General features: G+C 69.9%; 20 protein-coding genes. 1 reads left to right on the forward strand and 19 read right to left on the reverse strand.

The features are described from left to right. Positions 1–13: 13 nt before the first annotated feature. Entirely contained in the window at positions 14–1,267 is a 1,254-nt protein-coding gene (locus ON19_RS19485; protein WP_043694617.1) for a hypothetical protein, read from the reverse strand. A gap of 125 nt (positions 1,268–1,392) precedes the next feature. Next, positions 1,393–1,860, reverse strand: a complete 468-nt coding sequence (locus tag ON19_RS19490) for a hypothetical protein (protein ID WP_157229757.1) — start codon at positions 1,858–1,860, stop codon at positions 1,393–1,395. A 276-nt stretch (positions 1,861–2,136) separates the two neighbouring features. Between ON19_RS19490 and lexA the strand changes: the two genes are divergently transcribed. Then, positions 2,137–2,865 (forward strand): transcriptional repressor LexA, encoded by a 729-nt coding sequence (lexA, locus tag ON19_RS19495; protein WP_043694623.1) that lies wholly within the window; start codon positions 2,137–2,139, stop codon positions 2,863–2,865. A gap of 72 nt (positions 2,866–2,937) precedes the next feature. Here the strand turns inward: lexA and ON19_RS19500 are convergent, their stop codons facing one another. The 17 genes from ON19_RS19500 to ON19_RS19570 all read right to left on the reverse strand — a co-directional run bounded on the left by ON19_RS19500 (position 2,938) and on the right by ON19_RS19570 (position 16,363). Further along, the gene (locus ON19_RS19500; RefSeq protein WP_043694626.1) at positions 2,938–3,414 is read right to left on the reverse strand and encodes a hypothetical protein; all 477 of its coding nucleotides are present in this window, start codon (positions 3,412–3,414) and stop codon (positions 2,938–2,940) included. 28 nt (positions 3,415–3,442) lie between these two features. Continuing rightward, entirely contained in the window at positions 3,443–3,952 is a 510-nt protein-coding gene (locus ON19_RS19505; RefSeq protein ID WP_043694629.1) for a DUF2231 domain-containing protein, read from the reverse strand. Positions 3,953–4,117: 165 nt separating this feature from the next. After that, positions 4,118–4,366, reverse strand: coding sequence for a hypothetical protein (locus ON19_RS42000; protein WP_157229758.1), 249 nt, complete (start codon positions 4,364–4,366; stop codon positions 4,118–4,120). Positions 4,367–4,802: 436 nt separating this feature from the next. Next, a complete protein-coding gene (locus ON19_RS19510; protein WP_043694833.1) occupies positions 4,803–5,549 on the reverse strand; it encodes a DUF6390 family protein in 747 nt (248 codons plus the stop codon). Continuing rightward, positions 5,549–6,616 (reverse strand): Nickel transporter NicT, encoded by a 1,068-nt coding sequence (gene nicT / locus ON19_RS19515; protein WP_218006452.1) that lies wholly within the window; start codon positions 6,614–6,616, stop codon positions 5,549–5,551. The genes ON19_RS19510 and nicT overlap by 1 nt, the downstream gene beginning before the upstream one ends. Positions 6,617–6,712: 96 nt before the next feature. Further along, positions 6,713–7,789 (reverse strand): hydrogenase expression/formation protein HypE, encoded by a 1,077-nt coding sequence (hypE, locus tag ON19_RS19520; protein WP_043694631.1) that lies wholly within the window; start codon positions 7,787–7,789, stop codon positions 6,713–6,715. Beyond that, complete coding sequence (gene hypD / locus ON19_RS19525; protein WP_043694634.1) at positions 7,782–8,894, reverse strand: hydrogenase formation protein HypD; 1,113 nt, start codon at positions 8,892–8,894, stop codon at positions 7,782–7,784. Before hypD ends, hypE begins: the two co-directional genes overlap by 8 nt. Next, entirely contained in the window at positions 8,891–9,217 is a 327-nt protein-coding gene (locus ON19_RS19530; protein ID WP_043694637.1) for a HypC/HybG/HupF family hydrogenase formation chaperone, read from the reverse strand. The genes hypD and ON19_RS19530 overlap by 4 nt, the downstream gene beginning before the upstream one ends. 16 nt (positions 9,218–9,233) lie before the next feature. Further along, entirely contained in the window at positions 9,234–11,612 is a 2,379-nt protein-coding gene (locus tag ON19_RS19535; RefSeq protein ID WP_051169070.1) for a carbamoyltransferase HypF, read from the reverse strand. Continuing rightward, positions 11,609–11,851, reverse strand: a complete 243-nt coding sequence (locus tag ON19_RS19540) for a HypC/HybG/HupF family hydrogenase formation chaperone (protein WP_043694640.1) — start codon at positions 11,849–11,851, stop codon at positions 11,609–11,611. Before ON19_RS19540 ends, ON19_RS19535 begins: the two co-directional genes overlap by 4 nt. A 3-nt stretch (positions 11,852–11,854) precedes the next feature. Beyond that, positions 11,855–12,361, reverse strand: coding sequence for a hydrogenase maturation protease (locus ON19_RS19545; RefSeq protein ID WP_043694643.1), 507 nt, complete (start codon positions 12,359–12,361; stop codon positions 11,855–11,857). A gap of 13 nt (positions 12,362–12,374) precedes the next feature. Continuing rightward, a complete protein-coding gene (locus tag ON19_RS19550) occupies positions 12,375–12,692 on the reverse strand; it encodes a hypothetical protein (RefSeq protein WP_043694647.1) in 318 nt (105 codons plus the stop codon). 22 nt (positions 12,693–12,714) lie between these two features. Then, entirely contained in the window at positions 12,715–12,834 is a 120-nt protein-coding gene (locus tag ON19_RS44995) for a DUF6893 family small protein (protein ID WP_086006670.1), read from the reverse strand. Between the two features lie 13 nt (positions 12,835–12,847). Beyond that, entirely contained in the window at positions 12,848–14,176 is a 1,329-nt protein-coding gene (locus tag ON19_RS19555; RefSeq protein ID WP_043694649.1) for a hypothetical protein, read from the reverse strand. After that, complete coding sequence (locus ON19_RS19560; protein WP_043694652.1) at positions 14,173–14,820, reverse strand: DUF6084 family protein; 648 nt, start codon at positions 14,818–14,820, stop codon at positions 14,173–14,175. The genes ON19_RS19555 and ON19_RS19560 overlap by 4 nt, the downstream gene beginning before the upstream one ends. Continuing rightward, positions 14,817–15,452 (reverse strand): DUF5947 family protein, encoded by a 636-nt coding sequence (locus ON19_RS19565; protein ID WP_043694655.1) that lies wholly within the window; start codon positions 15,450–15,452, stop codon positions 14,817–14,819. Before ON19_RS19565 ends, ON19_RS19560 begins: the two co-directional genes overlap by 4 nt. Further along, positions 15,449–16,363, reverse strand: a complete 915-nt coding sequence (locus ON19_RS19570; RefSeq protein WP_051169085.1) for a NifU family protein — start codon at positions 16,361–16,363, stop codon at positions 15,449–15,451. The genes ON19_RS19565 and ON19_RS19570 overlap by 4 nt, the downstream gene beginning before the upstream one ends. Positions 16,364–16,381: the final 18 nt, after the last annotated feature.

A 16,381-nucleotide genomic window follows, 5' to 3' on the forward strand; every position in this document is an offset into this window, starting at 1 on the left:
CGGACCGGCTTGCTCATCCGGTGATCTGCCAGTGCGCGGTCAGGTCCGCGAGGATGTCCGGCAGACGGGCGGCGAGCCGACCACGGGCCAGCTTGCCCCAGAACGCCTCGCCGAGGACGGCGGCGGCCAGCACGGGGTCGGTCTCCAGATCGATGTGGCGGGGTACCAGGTCACCGGTGATGTAGTCCCAGCGCGTCTCGCGATCGGCCCAGTTGAAGCCGGGCAGTGGGACCCGCAGCGCGAGGCTGCGGCCTCCTACGTCGGCGCTGACCACGACCGGTGCGAACACGCCGGGCGCGCGGACGCCGGGGACAGCGGGTTTGCCCGCGACGGTGCTCACGTAGGTGAGAACGCGGCCGATCGGGGCACGTCCCGCTGATGTCTCGTCCCACTGGTCGGCGACCACGTGGTTCTGCTCCCGGTCGGTCATCCGGATCAGCGCGTCGATGTAGCCGTCCCGGGTGCCCGCGGCGATCGCCCGCCAGGCGGTGCGGATGTCGTCGTCGAGCACGCCCGCCGCGTACATCTCCTCGATTCCGGGCAGGCCGAGCGCGACGTAGGCCTCGTGCATCGGGACCAGGTCGGTGAAGATGTGCTTCTGCATGATCATCAGGCGCGTCTGGTACCAGGCGATGTCCGCGGCATTCAGGCGGGAACCCTCGGTGGCGAGCAGACGAATGTCCTCGGGCAGCGCATGCACCAATTCCGGCGGGGTCGCGCGCAGGAGGTCGGCGACCGCGGTGCCGAGCTGATGGATGCCCGGTACGTCCAAGACGACACCCACGTCGCTCATGTCGAAGAATCCGGAGGCGAACGATCCGCCCGCGATCCCGGCCAGCCCGGCCCAGTAGAACTCCGGATGCTGGGTGGCCAGCCGCAGATAGTTGACGTACACCTGGTTGAAGGTGCGTTCGTTCGCGCGGGGGCCGCGCCCGGGATCCCAAGCCGCCACATCGATGTCGGCGTTGCGGGTGGCGATCACCAGCCAGTACTGGTGGAGCAAGGTCGCGTACCGGCGCGGCGCCACCGAGTCGGCCCGCGCCTGCCGCAAGGCCTCCGCGAGGTCCGCTTCGTCCAGCGGCAGCAGGGGATTGAGCCCGCCCGCCCCCGCACCGTCACCGTTGACGGAGGGCAGATCGAGATACGCGGCGTAGGCCGGTTCCGCCTGGGCGGTGACCGCCGCGCCCATGCCGAGAACCAGGCAGAAGGACAGGGCGGCCGCGCGGGTGAAGACGCGAACCGAGCGGCCTGCGGTGAGGAGTGTCATGTGCTGAAAGGTCCCGACATCGTTCGGGCGGTGTTGCCCGGATCACGTTTTCAGCACGGTAGCAACACGTTCCAGTTTGTCGATCAACATTTTCGGCCGCCCACAGTGGCCGATTTCCTTGTCACTCAGCGGAGATTGCCGCCCCCGGGCGCACCGGAGTCGTGCACCATCGCCGGCACCGACCCACCGGGCCCGCCACCCCACTCACCCGCCCGCACATGCGCCAGGGCGATCAGACCCACCACCACGAGGGCGGTGAGCAACGCGGCGACGGCGAGCGCCGCGAAACCGATCTGAGCCTGCTCGACCCGGCGCATCGGGTGTTCGCCATAGGCGCGCCGGTGCGTGAAACTCCTTGCGCCACGGTCATAGTCGACCATGCCGCCACCAGGACGAGCGCCGAGTGGCCGCCGATCGACCGCCGACCGGTGCGCGGGCGTCAGCGCCCGTGCGCGCGCACCGCCGCGCAACAGCAACTGGGCGGTCTCGTATCCGAGATCGTCCGGTGCCTGGCCGAGGCCGGCGACGCCGCGATCGAGTTCCGCGGCCGTCGCGTCGATGGATGGGGTGCTATCGCTGAGCGCAGTGCGCATCGGACAAACCTCCGTGTGGGTGCTCCGTCGCCATTCGAGCCGGACGCCGTGTTCGAACACATGTGCAGTCCTCATTCGCTCATGTGTTCGAAGAACTGGTGTTCGATTTCTACCACGGCCCGGTGACAAAGTCAGCAGAAACGCCCGACATGCGTCGAACAGATGTTTGATCGAGCGACGCGACCGGACTAGATTCGAAGAACCGAAGACAGGACAGGTCATGCAGGCACAAGCCGGGCACGGATCCGCCTGGCACAGCAGGAAAGGGCGGTTGCGGTGAGGCACACGGACGACACGGGCGACGAGACCGACAGCGGCGCCGACGCGGCGGGTAGCGGGGCGGATCTCACCGTGCGTCAGCGCAGAGTGCTGGAGGTGATCCGCACCTCGGTGAGCGAGCGCGGCTACCCCCCGAGCATCCGGGAGATCGGCGACGCCGTGGGCCTCACGTCCACTTCGTCGGTCGCCCATCAACTACGCGCTCTGGAGCGCAAAGGCTATCTGCGCCGGGATCCGAATCGGCCACGCGCCGTGGACGTCCGAGGCTTGGACGAGGTGGTGCGGTCGGTGACCAGCCTGCCGGTGGCCGCGGTGGACGACGGCGAGGTGACCGTCGACGTCGACCGGCCCGTCCCCACGTTCGTTCCGGTGCTCGGCCGGATCGCCGCCGGTGGCCCGATTCTGGCCGAACAGGCCGTGGAGGACGTGTTCCCGCTGCCGCGCGAACTGGTCGGCGACGGTTCGCTGTTCCTGCTGAAGGTCGTCGGCCAGTCCATGATCGACGCGGCGATCTGCGACGGCGACTGGGTGGTCGTGCGGCAGCAGAACGTCGCCGACAACGGCGACATCGTCGCGGCGATGATCGAGGGCGAGGCCACGGTGAAGACGTTCAAGCGCACCGGCAAGGACGTCTGGCTGATGCCGCACAACCCGGTCTTCGAGCCGATCCCCGGCAACGACGCGCAGATCCTGGGCAAGGTCGTCACGGTCATCCGCAAGATCTGACGCTCCGGCGAGACCATGGTTCGATGGCCGCGCGGCAATCCGCGCGGCCATCGTTCGTCACGGTGCAGGTGATCAGCTCCCGCCGACGCCGAGTGCGGTCAACAGCACCAGCACGACGGTCACCACGGCCAGTACGCCGTGGCCCGCGACGACGGCGACAGGAAAGTGCCCTTCCGGCGGTCCGCCCGTACCGGCGGTACCGGCCGCACCAGCAGTACCGGCGGTACCGGCGGCACCAGCAGTACCGGCCGTACCGGCGGACCGGGCGCGGTAGGTGGGGATCCAGCGCAACAGCATCGCGAATCCGAGCAGCGCGACCGGGATCAGCAGTACGAACGCGACCCACGCCAGCGATTCGGTATCGACGAAGAGGTACACGATCCAGACGATCAATCCGGTCACGGCGAGCGCGAAGTGACCGAAGACGACCGGCGCGGGCAGTTGGGTCGAGTTCGGTTGCCGTGCACCGCCCCGGGCGATCCACGTGCCGAGCAGGAAGAAACCGCCACCCGCGGTGAGCAACCAGAAAATCAACGCGGCGATGCCCATGTGTGCCTCCTGACGGATGAGAAGGGATTCAGTGCGTGAAGCCGCCGGCCTGGGTGGCTTCGTCGGCGACGCGCACGCCATAGCGATAGGCGAGCTTGCCGCCGAGATACCCCGAGACCCCCAACGTCCCCAGGGCTACCACCGACAGCGCTAGCGGTCCGGCCGCGACCGCGACCCTTGTATCGGCGCCTTGCCGCCACACGAAGCCGACGGCATAGGCGAGAGTCACCAGCAGGTTGAGGGTCATGTGTAGCAAGCCGGTGCGGAAGGCAGGGGTGCCGGTCGGGATCGCGAGCAGATCGAGGAATCCGATCGTCGCCGCGGCCAACGCACCGAGGATTCCGATCGCGATCAGCCACACCGATCCCTTGACCAGGAACTCCGGATCGTCGGCGAACCGGGACGCGAGGTCGAACACGAGACTGGCGACCCACGCGCCGATCGGGACGGTGACCAGAATCGGATGGAACGGATGCCCGTACGGACCGGCCAGCACGGCGCTCACCGGCCGCTTCCCCTGCTGCGGATCTCCGCTCATCGCATACCTCCGCCGAGGTCGATTACTTGCCATCCGCCGACCCCGACCGAGCCGGATTCCGTCCCGGCCTGCCGAGACCGCTCACTCCCGCGTGAACACCGAGCCAGGGGAACCCGATAGCGGGCCACTCCCCGTGCGAGCGGATGGTGAATTCTTTACGGTCGATTACGATAAATGCGTACCCACCGCGCCGAACATCACACCGCGCATCGGGTTGGGACTCGAACCCGAGGGGCGAATTTCCGGCAGGAATGGTCGGAGAGTGATGCTCCGGTTTTCGATCGCCGGCACGGTGACCGAAACACCGTCGACACGCCTCACCGCGGGATCATCAATTCGTTTTCCCTGGTTGTGGGCAGCTGCTACATCATGGGCAGCATCGGCATCGGCATGCCGGGGAACATGCGATTCCACCAGTCACGTGCCATCCCCATCATCTGGTCCATCACGGTAGTTCACCTCCCTTCGAGCAGGACGTGTAACACAGACCGGCTCATCGGGCACGAAATCGAGGGAACGCTGAGACACACCGCGAGAATCACCGAGGACAATTTCTTGGGTGCAATGAATTTTTCGCCCTGGCAACCATCGGCGAATCCACGCGTCGCTCCTCGAGGCCGGGCTCGACAGCCATATACATCATACTCCGCGCACTGGTTACCGAAACACGCCGACGAGCTTTCGGAATTTCGCCGAACCGTCGGGTTCGGAACAATTCCGAAGCTCGGATTCGTGTGCCCGGAAACGAGCGCAGAGCCGTCGGCCGCGCTGACGAGGGCGGCCTCGCCCGTTCGACGAATCCCGCCGCCCCGGCTCGGCATGCATGATCGGGAGCACGACGCGCAGCTCGTCAGCTGGTCGCCGGACCCCGATGGGCGGCCAGTCGCCGATTGGTGACCTCCAGCTGACGTAGCGTCCCCGCCTCCAGAGCGTTCGCCTGGGCATCGTCCAGCCGCCCGCACAGCCGCCCCCAATGCACCGCCACCTGCTCCCCCGCCGCCACGTCCGGCACCGCCGCATACCCGTCCACCCGGATCGGCAGCGACCGCACAGTCTCCGTCGACAGCGCGAGACGCTCGCCGTCCCAACCGAGCCCGCGACAGCGCAGCACGACCTCGCCGCCGGTACGATCGAGCACCGTTCCCCAGGTGATCCGGCAGCTGTCGAGCACGTGCAGGGGATGGTCGTTGCCGTGCCGGAGCAACCGGGACCACGGGTACACGCCGAAGACGTGGAAGCAGTGGTTGGCCGCGGCCTCCTCGGCCAGCCGCGGGGTCAGGTGCGTCCAATACCCGCCCGCGACCGGGCCGAGCAGGCCGAGCAGCTCCGCGGTGAACTCACCAGGGTCCAGGTCCGCGCCGATTCCGCCGCCCAGCCAGTAGGACTCGACGAGCCGGTGGTCCAGCGGGTCGGCGATGCCGGTCATCCGCGCCATGACCTGCAGGTAGGGCCATGCTCCGGTGAACCGGCGCGCCACCGCCCGCACCTGCTCGTCCGAGCCGTCTGCCAGGGCGGCCGCGTCGGGCGGCCCGCAGTAGCCGAGCCGATTGGGGGCGTAGGCGTACCGGGCGAACATCTCCGCTCCGCTGCCCGCCATCAGCAGGGCCTTTCGCCGGCGCGCCCAGGAGTCCACCGCTGCTCGAGTCTGCCGAATCGCCACACCGCGACGGCCACCGCCCAGGTGAGCACGAACAGCCCGACGATGAGGAAGCCCATCGCCCCGAGGTCGAGTCCGCCGACCCAGGCCAGTGGACCCTCGGCGATGCCGAGTTCGTCGGTCAGCAGCGAGATCACCTCCTGTGCGCCGATCAGCAGGGCTACGGCGACCGACAGAGCCGTGACGACGATGTTGTAGTAGACGGTGCGCAGCGGTCCGGCGAACGCCCACCCGTACGCGTAGTTCATGAACGCGCCGTCCAGTGCGTCGAACAGGGTCATCCCGGCCGAGAACAGCACGGGCAGCACCAGAATCGCGTACCAGGGCAGATCGGTGGCCGCCGCGCCGCCCGCGATGACCAGCAGGCTCACCTCGGTGACGGTGTCGAAGCCGAGGCCGAACAGCAGCCCGACCGGGTACATCTGCCACGGTGCGCGCACGGCCCGGGTCAGCGGTCCGATCACCCGTTGCAAGGTGCCGCGGTCGTTCAACTTCTGCCGCAGCGCCGCTTCGTCGTAGGTACCGCGGCGCATCCCGCGGAACACCCGCCAGATCCCGATCAGCGAGGCGAGGTTCAACAGCCCGATGGCGAGCAGGAAGGTTCCCGAGATTCCGGTGCCGAACAGGCCGGTCCACCGTTGCAGCCCGGAGTTCTCGTCGCGCAGGTTCCCCGCGAGCGTCTTGACGCCGAACGCCAGCAGCGCGACGAGGGCGAAGACGATGGTGGAGTGCCCGAGGGAGAACCAGAACCCGACCGACAGCGGCTTGCGTCCGTCCGCGACCAGCTTGCGGGTGGTGTTGTCGATCGCGGCGATGTGATCGGCGTCGAACGCGTGCCGCATCCCGAGGGTGTAGGCCGTGACGCCGAGACCGACGCCGAACACCGCGCCGTCCACCACATACCCGCCGGGGACCACCAGCAACAGCAGCGCCGACCAGCCCAGGACGTGCAGCGCGACGACGACCGACGCCATTCCCGCCACGCCGCGCCGCTGCCGCCCGTCCAGCCGGGCCAGCGGGCCGCGCGGCGCCGCGGGAGTATCGGCGATCCGAACGATGACGCCCACCTCGCCTTCTCGCTCCGGACCGGTTCGGGTCCGCCGTCAGCAGATTCGCGGCAGCTGCTCGCCCGCGGGCAGGTCCACCACACGCGTACCGCCGAGCGCCGTGCGAGCCACCACCATGCCGGGATGCTCGGCGACGCACCGGCCGATCGCGGTGGCCTGCGCGCCCAGCGGGTGTTCCCGCATCGCCGCGAGCACGCGGTCGGCGTCCTCGGGCCGGACGAACGCCAGCAGCTTGCCCTCGTTGGCCACGTACATCGGGTCCAGGCCGAGCAGTCCGCACGCGTCGCGCACCCCGTCGGGCACCGGGAGCTGCCGCTCGTCCAGCGCCACGCCGATGTTCGCGGCGCGGGCGATCTCGTTGAGCGAGGCCGCGACCCCGCCGCGGGTGGGATCGCGCAGCACGTGCACGTCGGCGCCGGTCGCGAGCATCGCCGCGACCAGACCGTGCAGCGGCGCGGTGTCGCTGAGCACGGTGGTGCCGAACTCCAGGCCCTCGCGGCAGCTGAGCACCGCGACACCGTGCACGCCGATGTCGCCGCTGACCAGCACGACGTCACCCGGCGTGGCGCGCTGCGGCCGGATGTCCACGCCGGGCCCGACCACACCGATTCCTGCGGTGTTGATGTAGATCCCGTCGCCGTGCCCGGCGTCGACGACCTTCGTGTCACCGGTGACCAGCTGGACCTCCGCCGCGAGAGCGGCGGTGCCGACCGCCTGCGCGATCCGCGCGATGTCGGCCAGCGCGGTGCCCTCCTCCAGGATGAACGCGGTGGACAGCACCATCGGCCGCGCACCGGACATGGCCAGGTCGTTCACCGTGCCGTTGACCGCGAGTTCGCCGATCGTGCCTCCGGGGAACACGATCGGCTTGACCACGAACGAATCGGTGGAGAACGCCAAGCGCGCACCGTCGAGCGTGACGACCGCGGAGTCGGTCAGATCCGCGGTGGCGGCCGAGCCGAACGCGGGCAGGAACAGATGCTCGATCAGCTCGCCGGACATCGCGCCGCCGCCGCCGTGACCCATCACGATGTTCGGCGAATCCCGCAGCGGCATCGGGCAGACCCAGCCCTCCACGTCGATCGTCGCGGGGGCGGCGCCTTCCTCACGCATGAGCCACCTCCGCGGGCAGGTCGAGGCGCCGGTACAGGTAATAGGCGGCGCACGCGCCTTCGGAGGACACCATGGTGGCGCCCAGCGGGTTACGCGGCGTGCACTGCTTGCCGAAGGCGGCGCACTCGTTGGGTTTGATCAATCCCTGCAGCACCTCGCCGGAGCGGCAGATCGTCGACTCGGCGGTGTGCATGTCGCCCACGGCGAAACGGTGTTCGGCGTCGAACTCGCGATAGCGTTCCGACAGCCGCCAGCCGCTGCGCGGGATCACGCCGATGCCGCGCCAGGCCCGGTCGGTGACCTCGAAGACGTCTTGCAGCATGGCTTTCGCCGCGGGATTGCCCGCCGCGGACACCGCACGGGGGTACGCGTTCTCCAGCTCGTGCCTGCCCGACTCCAGTTGCAGCACAGTGCGGCGGATGCCCTCCAGAATGTCCAGCGGCTCGAACCCGGTGACCACCATCGGCACCCGGTACTGCTCGGCCAGCGGCGGATACTCCTCGGTGCCCATGACGGTGCAGACATGTCCGGCCGCGAGGAAACCTTGCACGCGGCAGGTCGGCGACTCCATGATCGCGGCGATGGCGGGCGGGACCAGCACGTGCGACACCAGCAGCGAGAAGTTCCGGATGCCGAGCCGCTGGGCCTGATACACCGTCATGGCGTTGGCCGGAGCGGTGGTCTCGAAACCGATGCCGAAGAACACGACTTCCCGATCGGGATTCGCTCTGGCCAACTCGAGCGCGTCCAGCGGGGAGTAGACGACCCGCACGTCACCGCCCTCGCTCTTGACCCGGAACAGGTCCTTCGAGCTGCCGGGCACGCGCAGCATGTCGCCGAAGGAGCAGAAGATCACGCCCGGCTGCGCGGCGATCTCCAGCGCCTTGTCGATCACCTCGAGCGGGGTGACGCAGACCGGGCAGCCGGGGCCGTGGATCATCTCGATCTGGTCGGGCAGCAGCTGGTCGATGCCGTGGCGGATGATCGAATGGGTTTGGCCGCCACAGACTTCCATGATCGCCCAGCGGCGGCTGGTCGCGGCGCGGATCCGATCGAGCAGGCGCTGGGCCAGCTCGGGATTGCTGAATTCGTCCAGGTACTTCATGACGTCGCCTCCGGTTGCTCACGTGCTGGCTGTGCGGCGGGGTTGTCGACACCCGCCTGCTTGGCGGCGATCTCGAAGCCGTCGCCGAATTCCTCGTTCAGTACGCCGAGGTGCTCGAACTCGGCCAGGGTCCGCAGCGCGGAGTCCTCGTCCAGCCGCTGGATCGCGAAGCCGACGTGGACCACGACGTAGTCACCGACCGCCGCGTCCGGGATGTACTGCAGGCACACGTCCTTGTGCACGCCGCCGAAGTCGACGACCGACATCAGCGTGCCGTCCCGCTCGTGCAGGCTGAGCACTTTTCCTGGTACCGCAAGACACATCGTTGCTCTCCTTCGCTCATCCCTCGCTGCACGCGAGGAGTTGCCCGAACGCGAGGCCGCCGTCGTTGGGCGGCAGTCGGCGGTGGGTGATCACGGTGAACCCGTTGTCGCGCAGCAGCGCACACGATCGCGCGAGCAGCAGGGCGTTCTGGAAGACCCCGCCGGACAGCGCGACGACCGTCGCCGGGGCGGCGTAGCGGACCGCGAGGTCGAGCACCAACCGGGCCAGAGCCGCGTGGAACCGGGCGCCCACCACCGATGCGGGCGCGCCGGCGCGAACGTCGGCCACCACGGCCGCCAGTACCGGCGCGGGATCGATCACGGCGGGATCGCCGTCCGCCAGTGGGAACCGGTAGGCGGTGGCGCCTTCCGCGCCTGCGCGGGAAAGTCCTTCCAGTTCGATCGCGGCCTGGGCTTCGTAATCGACCACGTGGCGGACGCCGCACAGCGACGACACGGCGTCGAACAACCGGCCCATGCTCGACGTGGGTGCGCAGCCCAGTCCGGTCCGGAACTGGTGGGCCAGCACCGATCGCTCGGCGGGCGGGCACGCGGCGACCGCGGGAATGTCCTCGTCCCAGTCGATCCCGGCCGCCCGCAGATGCGCCAGCGCCATGCGATAGGGCCTGCGCACCGCGAGATCGCCGCCCGCGAGCGGCACGTATTTCAGGTGCGCCAGACGCCGGTAGCCCTTGTAGCCCGCCAGCAGGACCTCGCCGCCCCACACCGCGCCGTCCGGCCCGAACCCGGTGCCGTCGAAGGCGATCCCGACCACCTGTTCGGTGGCGTCGAGCCCGTGCTCACCCATGACGGAGGCGATGTGCGCGTGATGATGCTGGACGGTGTACACGGCGCGCTCGCCCGCGTGCTTGCGCGCCCATGCGGTGGAGCGGTAGCCGGGGTGCGCGTCGGCGACCAACTGCTCCGGGCGGACCCCGGTGAGTTTCCCGAGGTGCCGCTGGGCGGCGTCGAAGGAGCGCAGCGTCGCCAGGTCGTCCATGTCGCCGATGTGCTGGCTCAGCCAGGCGTAGCGGCCCTCGGCCATCGCGCAGGTGTTCTTGAGGTCGGCGCCGACGGCGAGAGTCGGTGGCAGCGGAACCGGCAGCAACAGCGGCAGCGGCGCGTAACCGCGCGAGCGCCGCACGGGTAGTTCGCGGCCGTCGAGCGAGCGCACCACCGAGTCGTCGCAGGGCACCAGGATGCGCCGGTTGTGCGACAGCCAGCCGTCGGCGAGCCCCGCCAGGCGGGTCCGGGCGTCGTCGTCCTGGTAGCAGATCGGCTCGCCACCGAGATTGCCCGAGGTCATCACCAGCACCTGCGGGCCGGGCGGATCGCCGGGCAGGCCGAACAGCAACAGGTGCAGCGGGGTGTAGGCGATCAGCACGCCCAGGTCCGGGTTGCCGGGCGCCACCGATGGGGCCGGAACCGGCTGCGCCTCGGCAGTGTCGCCGAGCACGGCGATCGCCGAGGCCGCACCTTCGTCCAGTCCAGCGGTGACGCCGCCTGCGCTGACGGCCGAACGGGGTTCTCCCGGCGCGACCCGGCGGGCGAGCAGCACTATCGGCCGAGCCGGGCCGGTCAGCAGCGTCGCGGCGGCGGCGTCGACGGCGACGATCGCCTGTGCCGTGGCGAGATCCGGGACCATCACGGCGAACGGCTTGTCACCGCGGCGTTTGCGCCTGCGCAGCTCCGCGACGGCCGACTCGTTGGTGGCGTCGCAGGCGAGGTGGTATCCGCCGATGCCTTTGACCGCCAGGATCCCGCCCGAGCGCAGCAGTTGCCGCGCGGCCGTCAGCGGCGCACCGGCTCCCGGTCCGGTATACGCGAGCGTGGGACCGCAGTCGGGGCAGGCGATCGGCTGGGCGTGGAAGCGCCGGTCGGTGGGATCGGCGTACTCCCGGGCGCACCGGTCGCACATGGCGAAGTCGGCCATCGACGTACGCTCGCGGTCGTAGGGCAGGCTCGCGATGATGGTGAAACGCGGACCGCAGTTGGTGCAGTTCACGAACGGATGGCGATAGCGGCGATCGCCGGGATCGCGCAACTCGCGTTCGCAGTCCGCACAGATCGCGACGTCGGGTGAGGCCAGCGTGCGGCCGCCACCGTCGCGCGTGGTGTCCGCGATGTGGAATCCGGTGCCGCCCCGGACCGGGATGTCGGTCTGCTCGACCGATTCGACCACCGCGAGCGGGGGCGGCCGCAGCCGCAGCCGCTCGGCGAACTCGTCCAGACCCGGTGGCGCGCCTTCTATTTCGATGACGACGCCGCTGCTGTCGTTGCTCACGCTGCCGGACAGGGCCAGTTCGGCGGCGGTGGTGTAGACGAACGGGCGGAACCCGACACCTTGGACCACGCCGCGCACCAGGAGCCGCCGCCGCAGCCGCTCGGTGGTCACGGCAGGTCTCCGCGTTGCAGCAGCCGCAGTCCGTCCAGCGCCGCCGCGGCGCCCGCCTCGTCGGTCTTCTCCACCGCGAAGCCCATGTGGATGATCACCCAGTCCCCCGGTCGCGCCGGATCCTCGTCGAGTAGGCCGATGTTCACCTTCCGCTGCTCGCCGGACACGTCGACCAGCGCGATCTGCTCGTGGTAGCCGTCGGGGATCTCCACCACCCGTCCGGGGATGCCGAGACACATCGGTCAGTCCTCCTGTCCCGCTGTGGCCGGTGGAAGCGGCGCGGCAGCCTGTGCGGCGCCGGCGTGCAGTAGGTCGGCGAGCACACCGCCGACCGCGGCGACCGCCTCGTCCACCGCCGCGGCGACCGGCTCGGACAGGCCGATGCCCTCGTCCACGCAGGCGACCTGACAGCCGATCACCACGGTGGGCGGCAGCACGCCGCCCAGGGCGCGCACCCCGGCGAAGACGGCGTCCGGGCTCATCGCGTGCGCGTCGAGTTGCGCGACGCCGGTGTCCTCCGCCGCGGCGCGGAACACCTCGACCCGGCCGGGCACGCCACGGCCTGGCACCGCGTCGACCAACACCAAGGCGTCCCAGGAATCGAGCAGGTCGTAGGCGAGGTGCATGCCGCGGATGCCGTAGTCCTCGACGCGCACGCCGGGGTCGGGGTGGCGCGGCAACCGCCGCACCACCTCGGGTCCGAATCCGTCGTCGCCGAGGAAGATGTTGCCGATCCCGGCGATCAGCACCGCGGCCGTGGACTCACCCCTCTTTCTCGGTGGGCGTGGTCGCGCCACCCACCCGCGCGTCGTCGACCTTTCCGGTCGCCGTCTCGCCGGGGGCGTTGGCGGTCTGCTTGCGCTCGCCGTAGGGCGGCGCCGCCGATTCGGTGCCGGGCGGGGCCTGCGACGTGAAGTCGGTCTCCTTCTTGGCGTCTTCGGAGTGCGCCGAGGTCATCTCCTCGTGACCGATATCCCCGGGCTTGCGTTCCGCCGGTCCTCCGGCCGCTACGCCGGCGCCGGTGTCGCGCGAACCCGGCGCGCCTCGTGCCGACTGCGGCTCTTCGCGATGCTCAGCCATGATGTTCCTTTCCGGTCGGCCGCTACATGTGCCGGATCTTCAGGTATCGCCGGAGATCCGGTATCGACCGCACCCCGAGATACAGCCCCGCCGCCACCAGCACGGCGACGACCGTCGTCGAGACCACTCCTACGGTTTCCATAGCGGACTTCCTTTCACTTCTCGGGGCCGTCGAGCGGCTCCAGTTCGTCGGGTGCGAAATACAGGTAGCGGCCGTACCATTCGTGCAATTCGGCCGCCGGGTCGTCGTCGAGCACGACCCCGACGTGCGCATGCCCGTCCACGTCGGCGTGGACCGAGACGACCCGGGCGGGGCGGCCGTCGAAGAACAGATCCTGGGCGTCGGCCCGCCGCGCCGGATGTAGCCGGACGCGGCTGCCCTTGCGCACCAGCACCCCCGCGACCGGCACCGCGTCGGCGTCCGGGCGGACGGCGGCGTCGGCCAGCGGGTCCCACCAATCGATGCCCTCGGGGATCTCCGGTATCAGCCGGGGGCGATCGGCGTGCGGGTCGCGCAGGACGCCGTGCAGCTGCCGCATCGCGTCGGGTGTCATGGCCTCGCAGCGGTCGATGATCTCCGCCGCGCGCGGATCGGTGGCCCGCGCCTGCGCCTTCTCCGCGTCGGTCATCGTCAGCACCCGCAGCGTGAGGATCTCGTCGATCTCGGTGGAGTCGAACAGCGCGCCTTCGCTCTGCTCGGCGATCTCCGGGTGGTCGTAGAGGATGATCGGTGAGATCAGCAGCAAGCTGTAGTCGCCGGGCGGACCGGCGAGCACCGGGAAGCACCGGTACCGATCGCAGCGGGCGGCCGCGGCCACCGCGCCGGGCGGCGGCTCCAGCAGCGAGACGAACTCACCGCCGGTGACCTCCGCGATGACGTGCGCGCCGATCAGCGAGCGGGCGATAGCGTCGCGTGCGTCGGCCGCGGGCCTGCCGACGTTGCGCAGGACGACCGTCAGCCGTAGGAAGCCGTCGTCCCGGTCGGACGCGAGTTCGAGTTCGCCCGCCAGCGGGAGCCGGGTCCGCACGAAGGCGCCGTCGGCGGGGGCGGATGCGGTGGCGATCTCCTCGGTGTCCGCGCCGCCCGGGATGTCCAGCGGCCGGACGAGACGCCCGGGAGCGACCGGGCCGACGACGACCTCCCGTTCGACCGCCTCGTCCCAGGACAGCCACGACCGCTCCCCATCGGTCAGTTCCGGGACGGGCGTACCGTCGCCGTTCACCACTTGGCGGCGCTGCAACTGGAGGAACCGGACGGTCAGGGTGAGCTGGGGATTCTCGCCCGGATCGAGCAGGCACTGCGCGGAGAGTATCGATTCCTCGCCGAGTCCTGCCGCGGCGGCCCCCTCCGGCCCCAGTACACCGAATTGCCATCGTGACTGGTTTTTCCGTGCGTCAGCTCGGTAGGGGTAGAGCAAGTAGCCCTCGTAGAGCACCGCGTCGGCTACGGCACGAGCGCGGGCGCGGGATTCGGCGGAGGTCACGATGCCTCCTCGGAGCTGGTCAGCAGCCGGGTCACCGCGTCGTCGAAGCCGAGCAGGCCGTGGCCGGATTTGTAGGCGGCGAGCGCCCGCAGAGTGTCGTTGTGCAGGCGCACCCACCCGGAATTGGGGAAGTGCGCGGCTACCAGGTCCTGCCAGACCGACACCGGCATGTCGAACTTGTCCTCGCGGTCCCACGGAATCTGCTGCACGGCGAATCCCGAACTGCCCCGGATGAAGACCGTCCCGCTGAACAGGAACAGCAGCGGAACCACGCCCTCGCGCAACGCGTGCAGGTACTTCGATCCGGTCACCTCGAAGTCGTAGGTGCACGGCATCGGCAGATCCACTTCGGCGCCACCGGTGAAACCCGGAACCATGGTGGCGCAATGCATCCAGAGGAACGAACGCTGGGTCTGGTGCCACCGCTCGCGCGGGCCGAACAGGTCGGCCAGCCCCGCGCCCTCCTCGTCGGAGTAGCCGCGGCGGAACGGCTCGATGCGTACCTGTGCGCGCAGGGCGATGGCGTGCACGGGTTCCTCCGCGAGCGCGGCGATGCCGACGCGTGCGGACAGGATCGGCGCGACCGCGTACGGCTCGGGTTTCATCTCGAGCACCGCGAACGTCGTCGAATACACCGGACTCATGCCGCACCACCGGACGTCGCGCGCGCCGACACCTCGGCGAAGAACTGCTCGAGATATCGCCGCACGTCCTGGCCGCCGTCGAACCCGCGCCACAGCAGCCGCATCCGGCCGACGAACTCGTAACAGGCGTCGATCGGCAGCAGCAGGCAGCCCGCCCGCTCGGTCCAGCGATCGGGCACCCGGATGAGCAGGGCCTCCACGTCGGGGGCGAGCACGTCCAGCTCCGGATGCCGCCGCAGGATCGCGTTCCACTGCTCCAGCGGCAATTCCGATTCCGTCGCGCCCGCCGGCCCCGGATAGAACGCCACGGTCCGGTTCAGCGCGGAATTGCGGAAGAAGAACGCCAGGCTCACCGGGATATCCAGCGCGTCCCATTCCGCCTCGCTGATCGTGAAATCGGGGAACGCGAGATACCGATCCGGCACCGCTCGATAGCGCAGCTGGGCGTTCTGGTCGACGAACAGCAGATAGCAGCCGCGACACACGCACATCAGCTGCCTGCCTTCGACATTCACGACGTGCTGGTGCTCGTCGGCGATCGGCTCCGCGCACATCTCACACCGTTCGCCGGGGCGGGCCTGCGGCCCGCGATCGGCGGCGATCCGTTGCAACGCGCGGAACGGCGTGCTCACCCGCGCACCCCCACCGGCACCGCCACCGACAGTTCGCCGGAACGCACGAGCACCGGAAGCGGCTCGAGGTGCCCTTCGCCGTCGACCCGGGCGCCCGCGTGTACCACGTCGTAGTGCGCCCGGCAGGTCGGGCACCGCAGTACCGCGTCACCGACCGGGAATCCCACGCGGCGCTCCAGCACCGCACCCGCGAGGGACCGGTCGCATCCCGGACAGTGGTCCCGGTAGGCGTACAGCTCCTCGCCGACCCGGCAGGCCAGCACGGTCAGCCCGGCGACGTCGAACCCGCCGACCTCGCCCGCGCCCAATTCGGCCAGCTCGGGGACCGCCACCCAATTGCCGGGGCGGCGGTCCTCCGTGTGCACGCGCGAGAACAGCGAGTCGGCGGAGATCACCCCCGCCGACTCCGTCTGCGCGGCGACGACTTCGATGGACTCGATCTCCGGCGCCGCGGCCCGCACGGCGTCCTGCACGGCCAGCTCGAGCGTCACCGACGACGACGGGCAGCTCTTGCAACTGCCCGCCAGCTCCAGACGGACCACGCCGTCGACGATGTCGACCAGGTGCACGTCGCCGCCGTGCGAGCCCAGGTACGGGCGCACGCTGTCCAGCGCGTTCCGCACCCGGGTGTCCACGTCGTGCGGGTGTAAGCCGTGCACGAGCAGCAGACTCGCGACCAGATCGTCACGGGCCAGCTGCTCGACCGCCTCGGCGTCGAGCAGCCCGACCACGCGGGTCAGTCCCGCGCCGTAGAGTTCGACGAGTTCGCGCACCAGTTGCTCTACGCGCTCGCGGGCGAGCGCACCGCCCGCCGAACTCGCCTCGAGCAAGGTCTCGATGCGATCACCGGCTTCGCGCCACCGGGATTCACCGAGCGTTGCGTCGTCCTGGTCGTGCGGGCGATCCTCCACCGTCACCTCCGGTCGTTT

Origin of the sequence: Nocardia abscessus NBRC 100374, from assembly GCF_000308455.1 — a bacterium.
In the GTDB taxonomy this organism is placed as follows: domain Bacteria; phylum Actinomycetota; class Actinomycetes; order Mycobacteriales; family Mycobacteriaceae; genus Nocardia; species Nocardia abscessus.

Excerpts from the sequence above, each read along its gene's own strand:
- ON19_RS19550 (WP_043694647.1), bottom strand. The coding sequence starts at position 12,692 with ATGGCTGAGCATCGCGAAGAGCCGCAGTCGGCACGAGGCGCGCCGGGT.
- ON19_RS19510 (WP_043694833.1), bottom strand. The coding sequence starts at position 5,549 with ATGGCGGGCAGCGGAGCGGAGATGTTCGCCCGGTACGCCTACGCCCCC.
- hypE (WP_043694631.1), bottom strand. The coding sequence starts at position 7,789 with ATGCGTGAGGAAGGCGCCGCCCCCGCGACGATCGACGTGGAGGGCTGG.
- ON19_RS19485 (WP_043694617.1), bottom strand. The coding sequence starts at position 1,267 with ATGACACTCCTCACCGCAGGCCGCTCGGTTCGCGTCTTCACCCGCGCG.
- ON19_RS19540 (WP_043694640.1), bottom strand. The coding sequence starts at position 11,851 with ATGTGTCTCGGCATCCCCGGACGGGTGGTGGAGATCCCCGACGGCTAC.
- ON19_RS44995 (WP_086006670.1), bottom strand. The coding sequence starts at position 12,834 with ATGGAAACCGTAGGAGTGGTCTCGACGACGGTCGTCGCCGTGCTGGTG.
- ON19_RS19505 (WP_043694629.1), bottom strand. The coding sequence starts at position 3,952 with ATGAGCGGAGATCCGCAGCAGGGGAAGCGGCCGGTGAGCGCCGTGCTG.
- ON19_RS19560 (WP_043694652.1), bottom strand. The coding sequence starts at position 14,820 with ATGAGTCCGGTGTATTCGACGACGTTCGCGGTGCTCGAGATGAAACCC.
- ON19_RS19530 (WP_043694637.1), bottom strand. The coding sequence starts at position 9,217 with ATGTGTCTTGCGGTACCAGGAAAAGTGCTCAGCCTGCACGAGCGGGAC.
- hypD (WP_043694634.1), bottom strand. The coding sequence starts at position 8,894 with ATGAAGTACCTGGACGAATTCAGCAATCCCGAGCTGGCCCAGCGCCTG.
- ON19_RS19490 (WP_157229757.1), bottom strand. The coding sequence starts at position 1,860 with ATGCGCACTGCGCTCAGCGATAGCACCCCATCCATCGACGCGACGGCC.
- ON19_RS19500 (WP_043694626.1), bottom strand. The coding sequence starts at position 3,414 with ATGGGCATCGCCGCGTTGATTTTCTGGTTGCTCACCGCGGGTGGCGGT.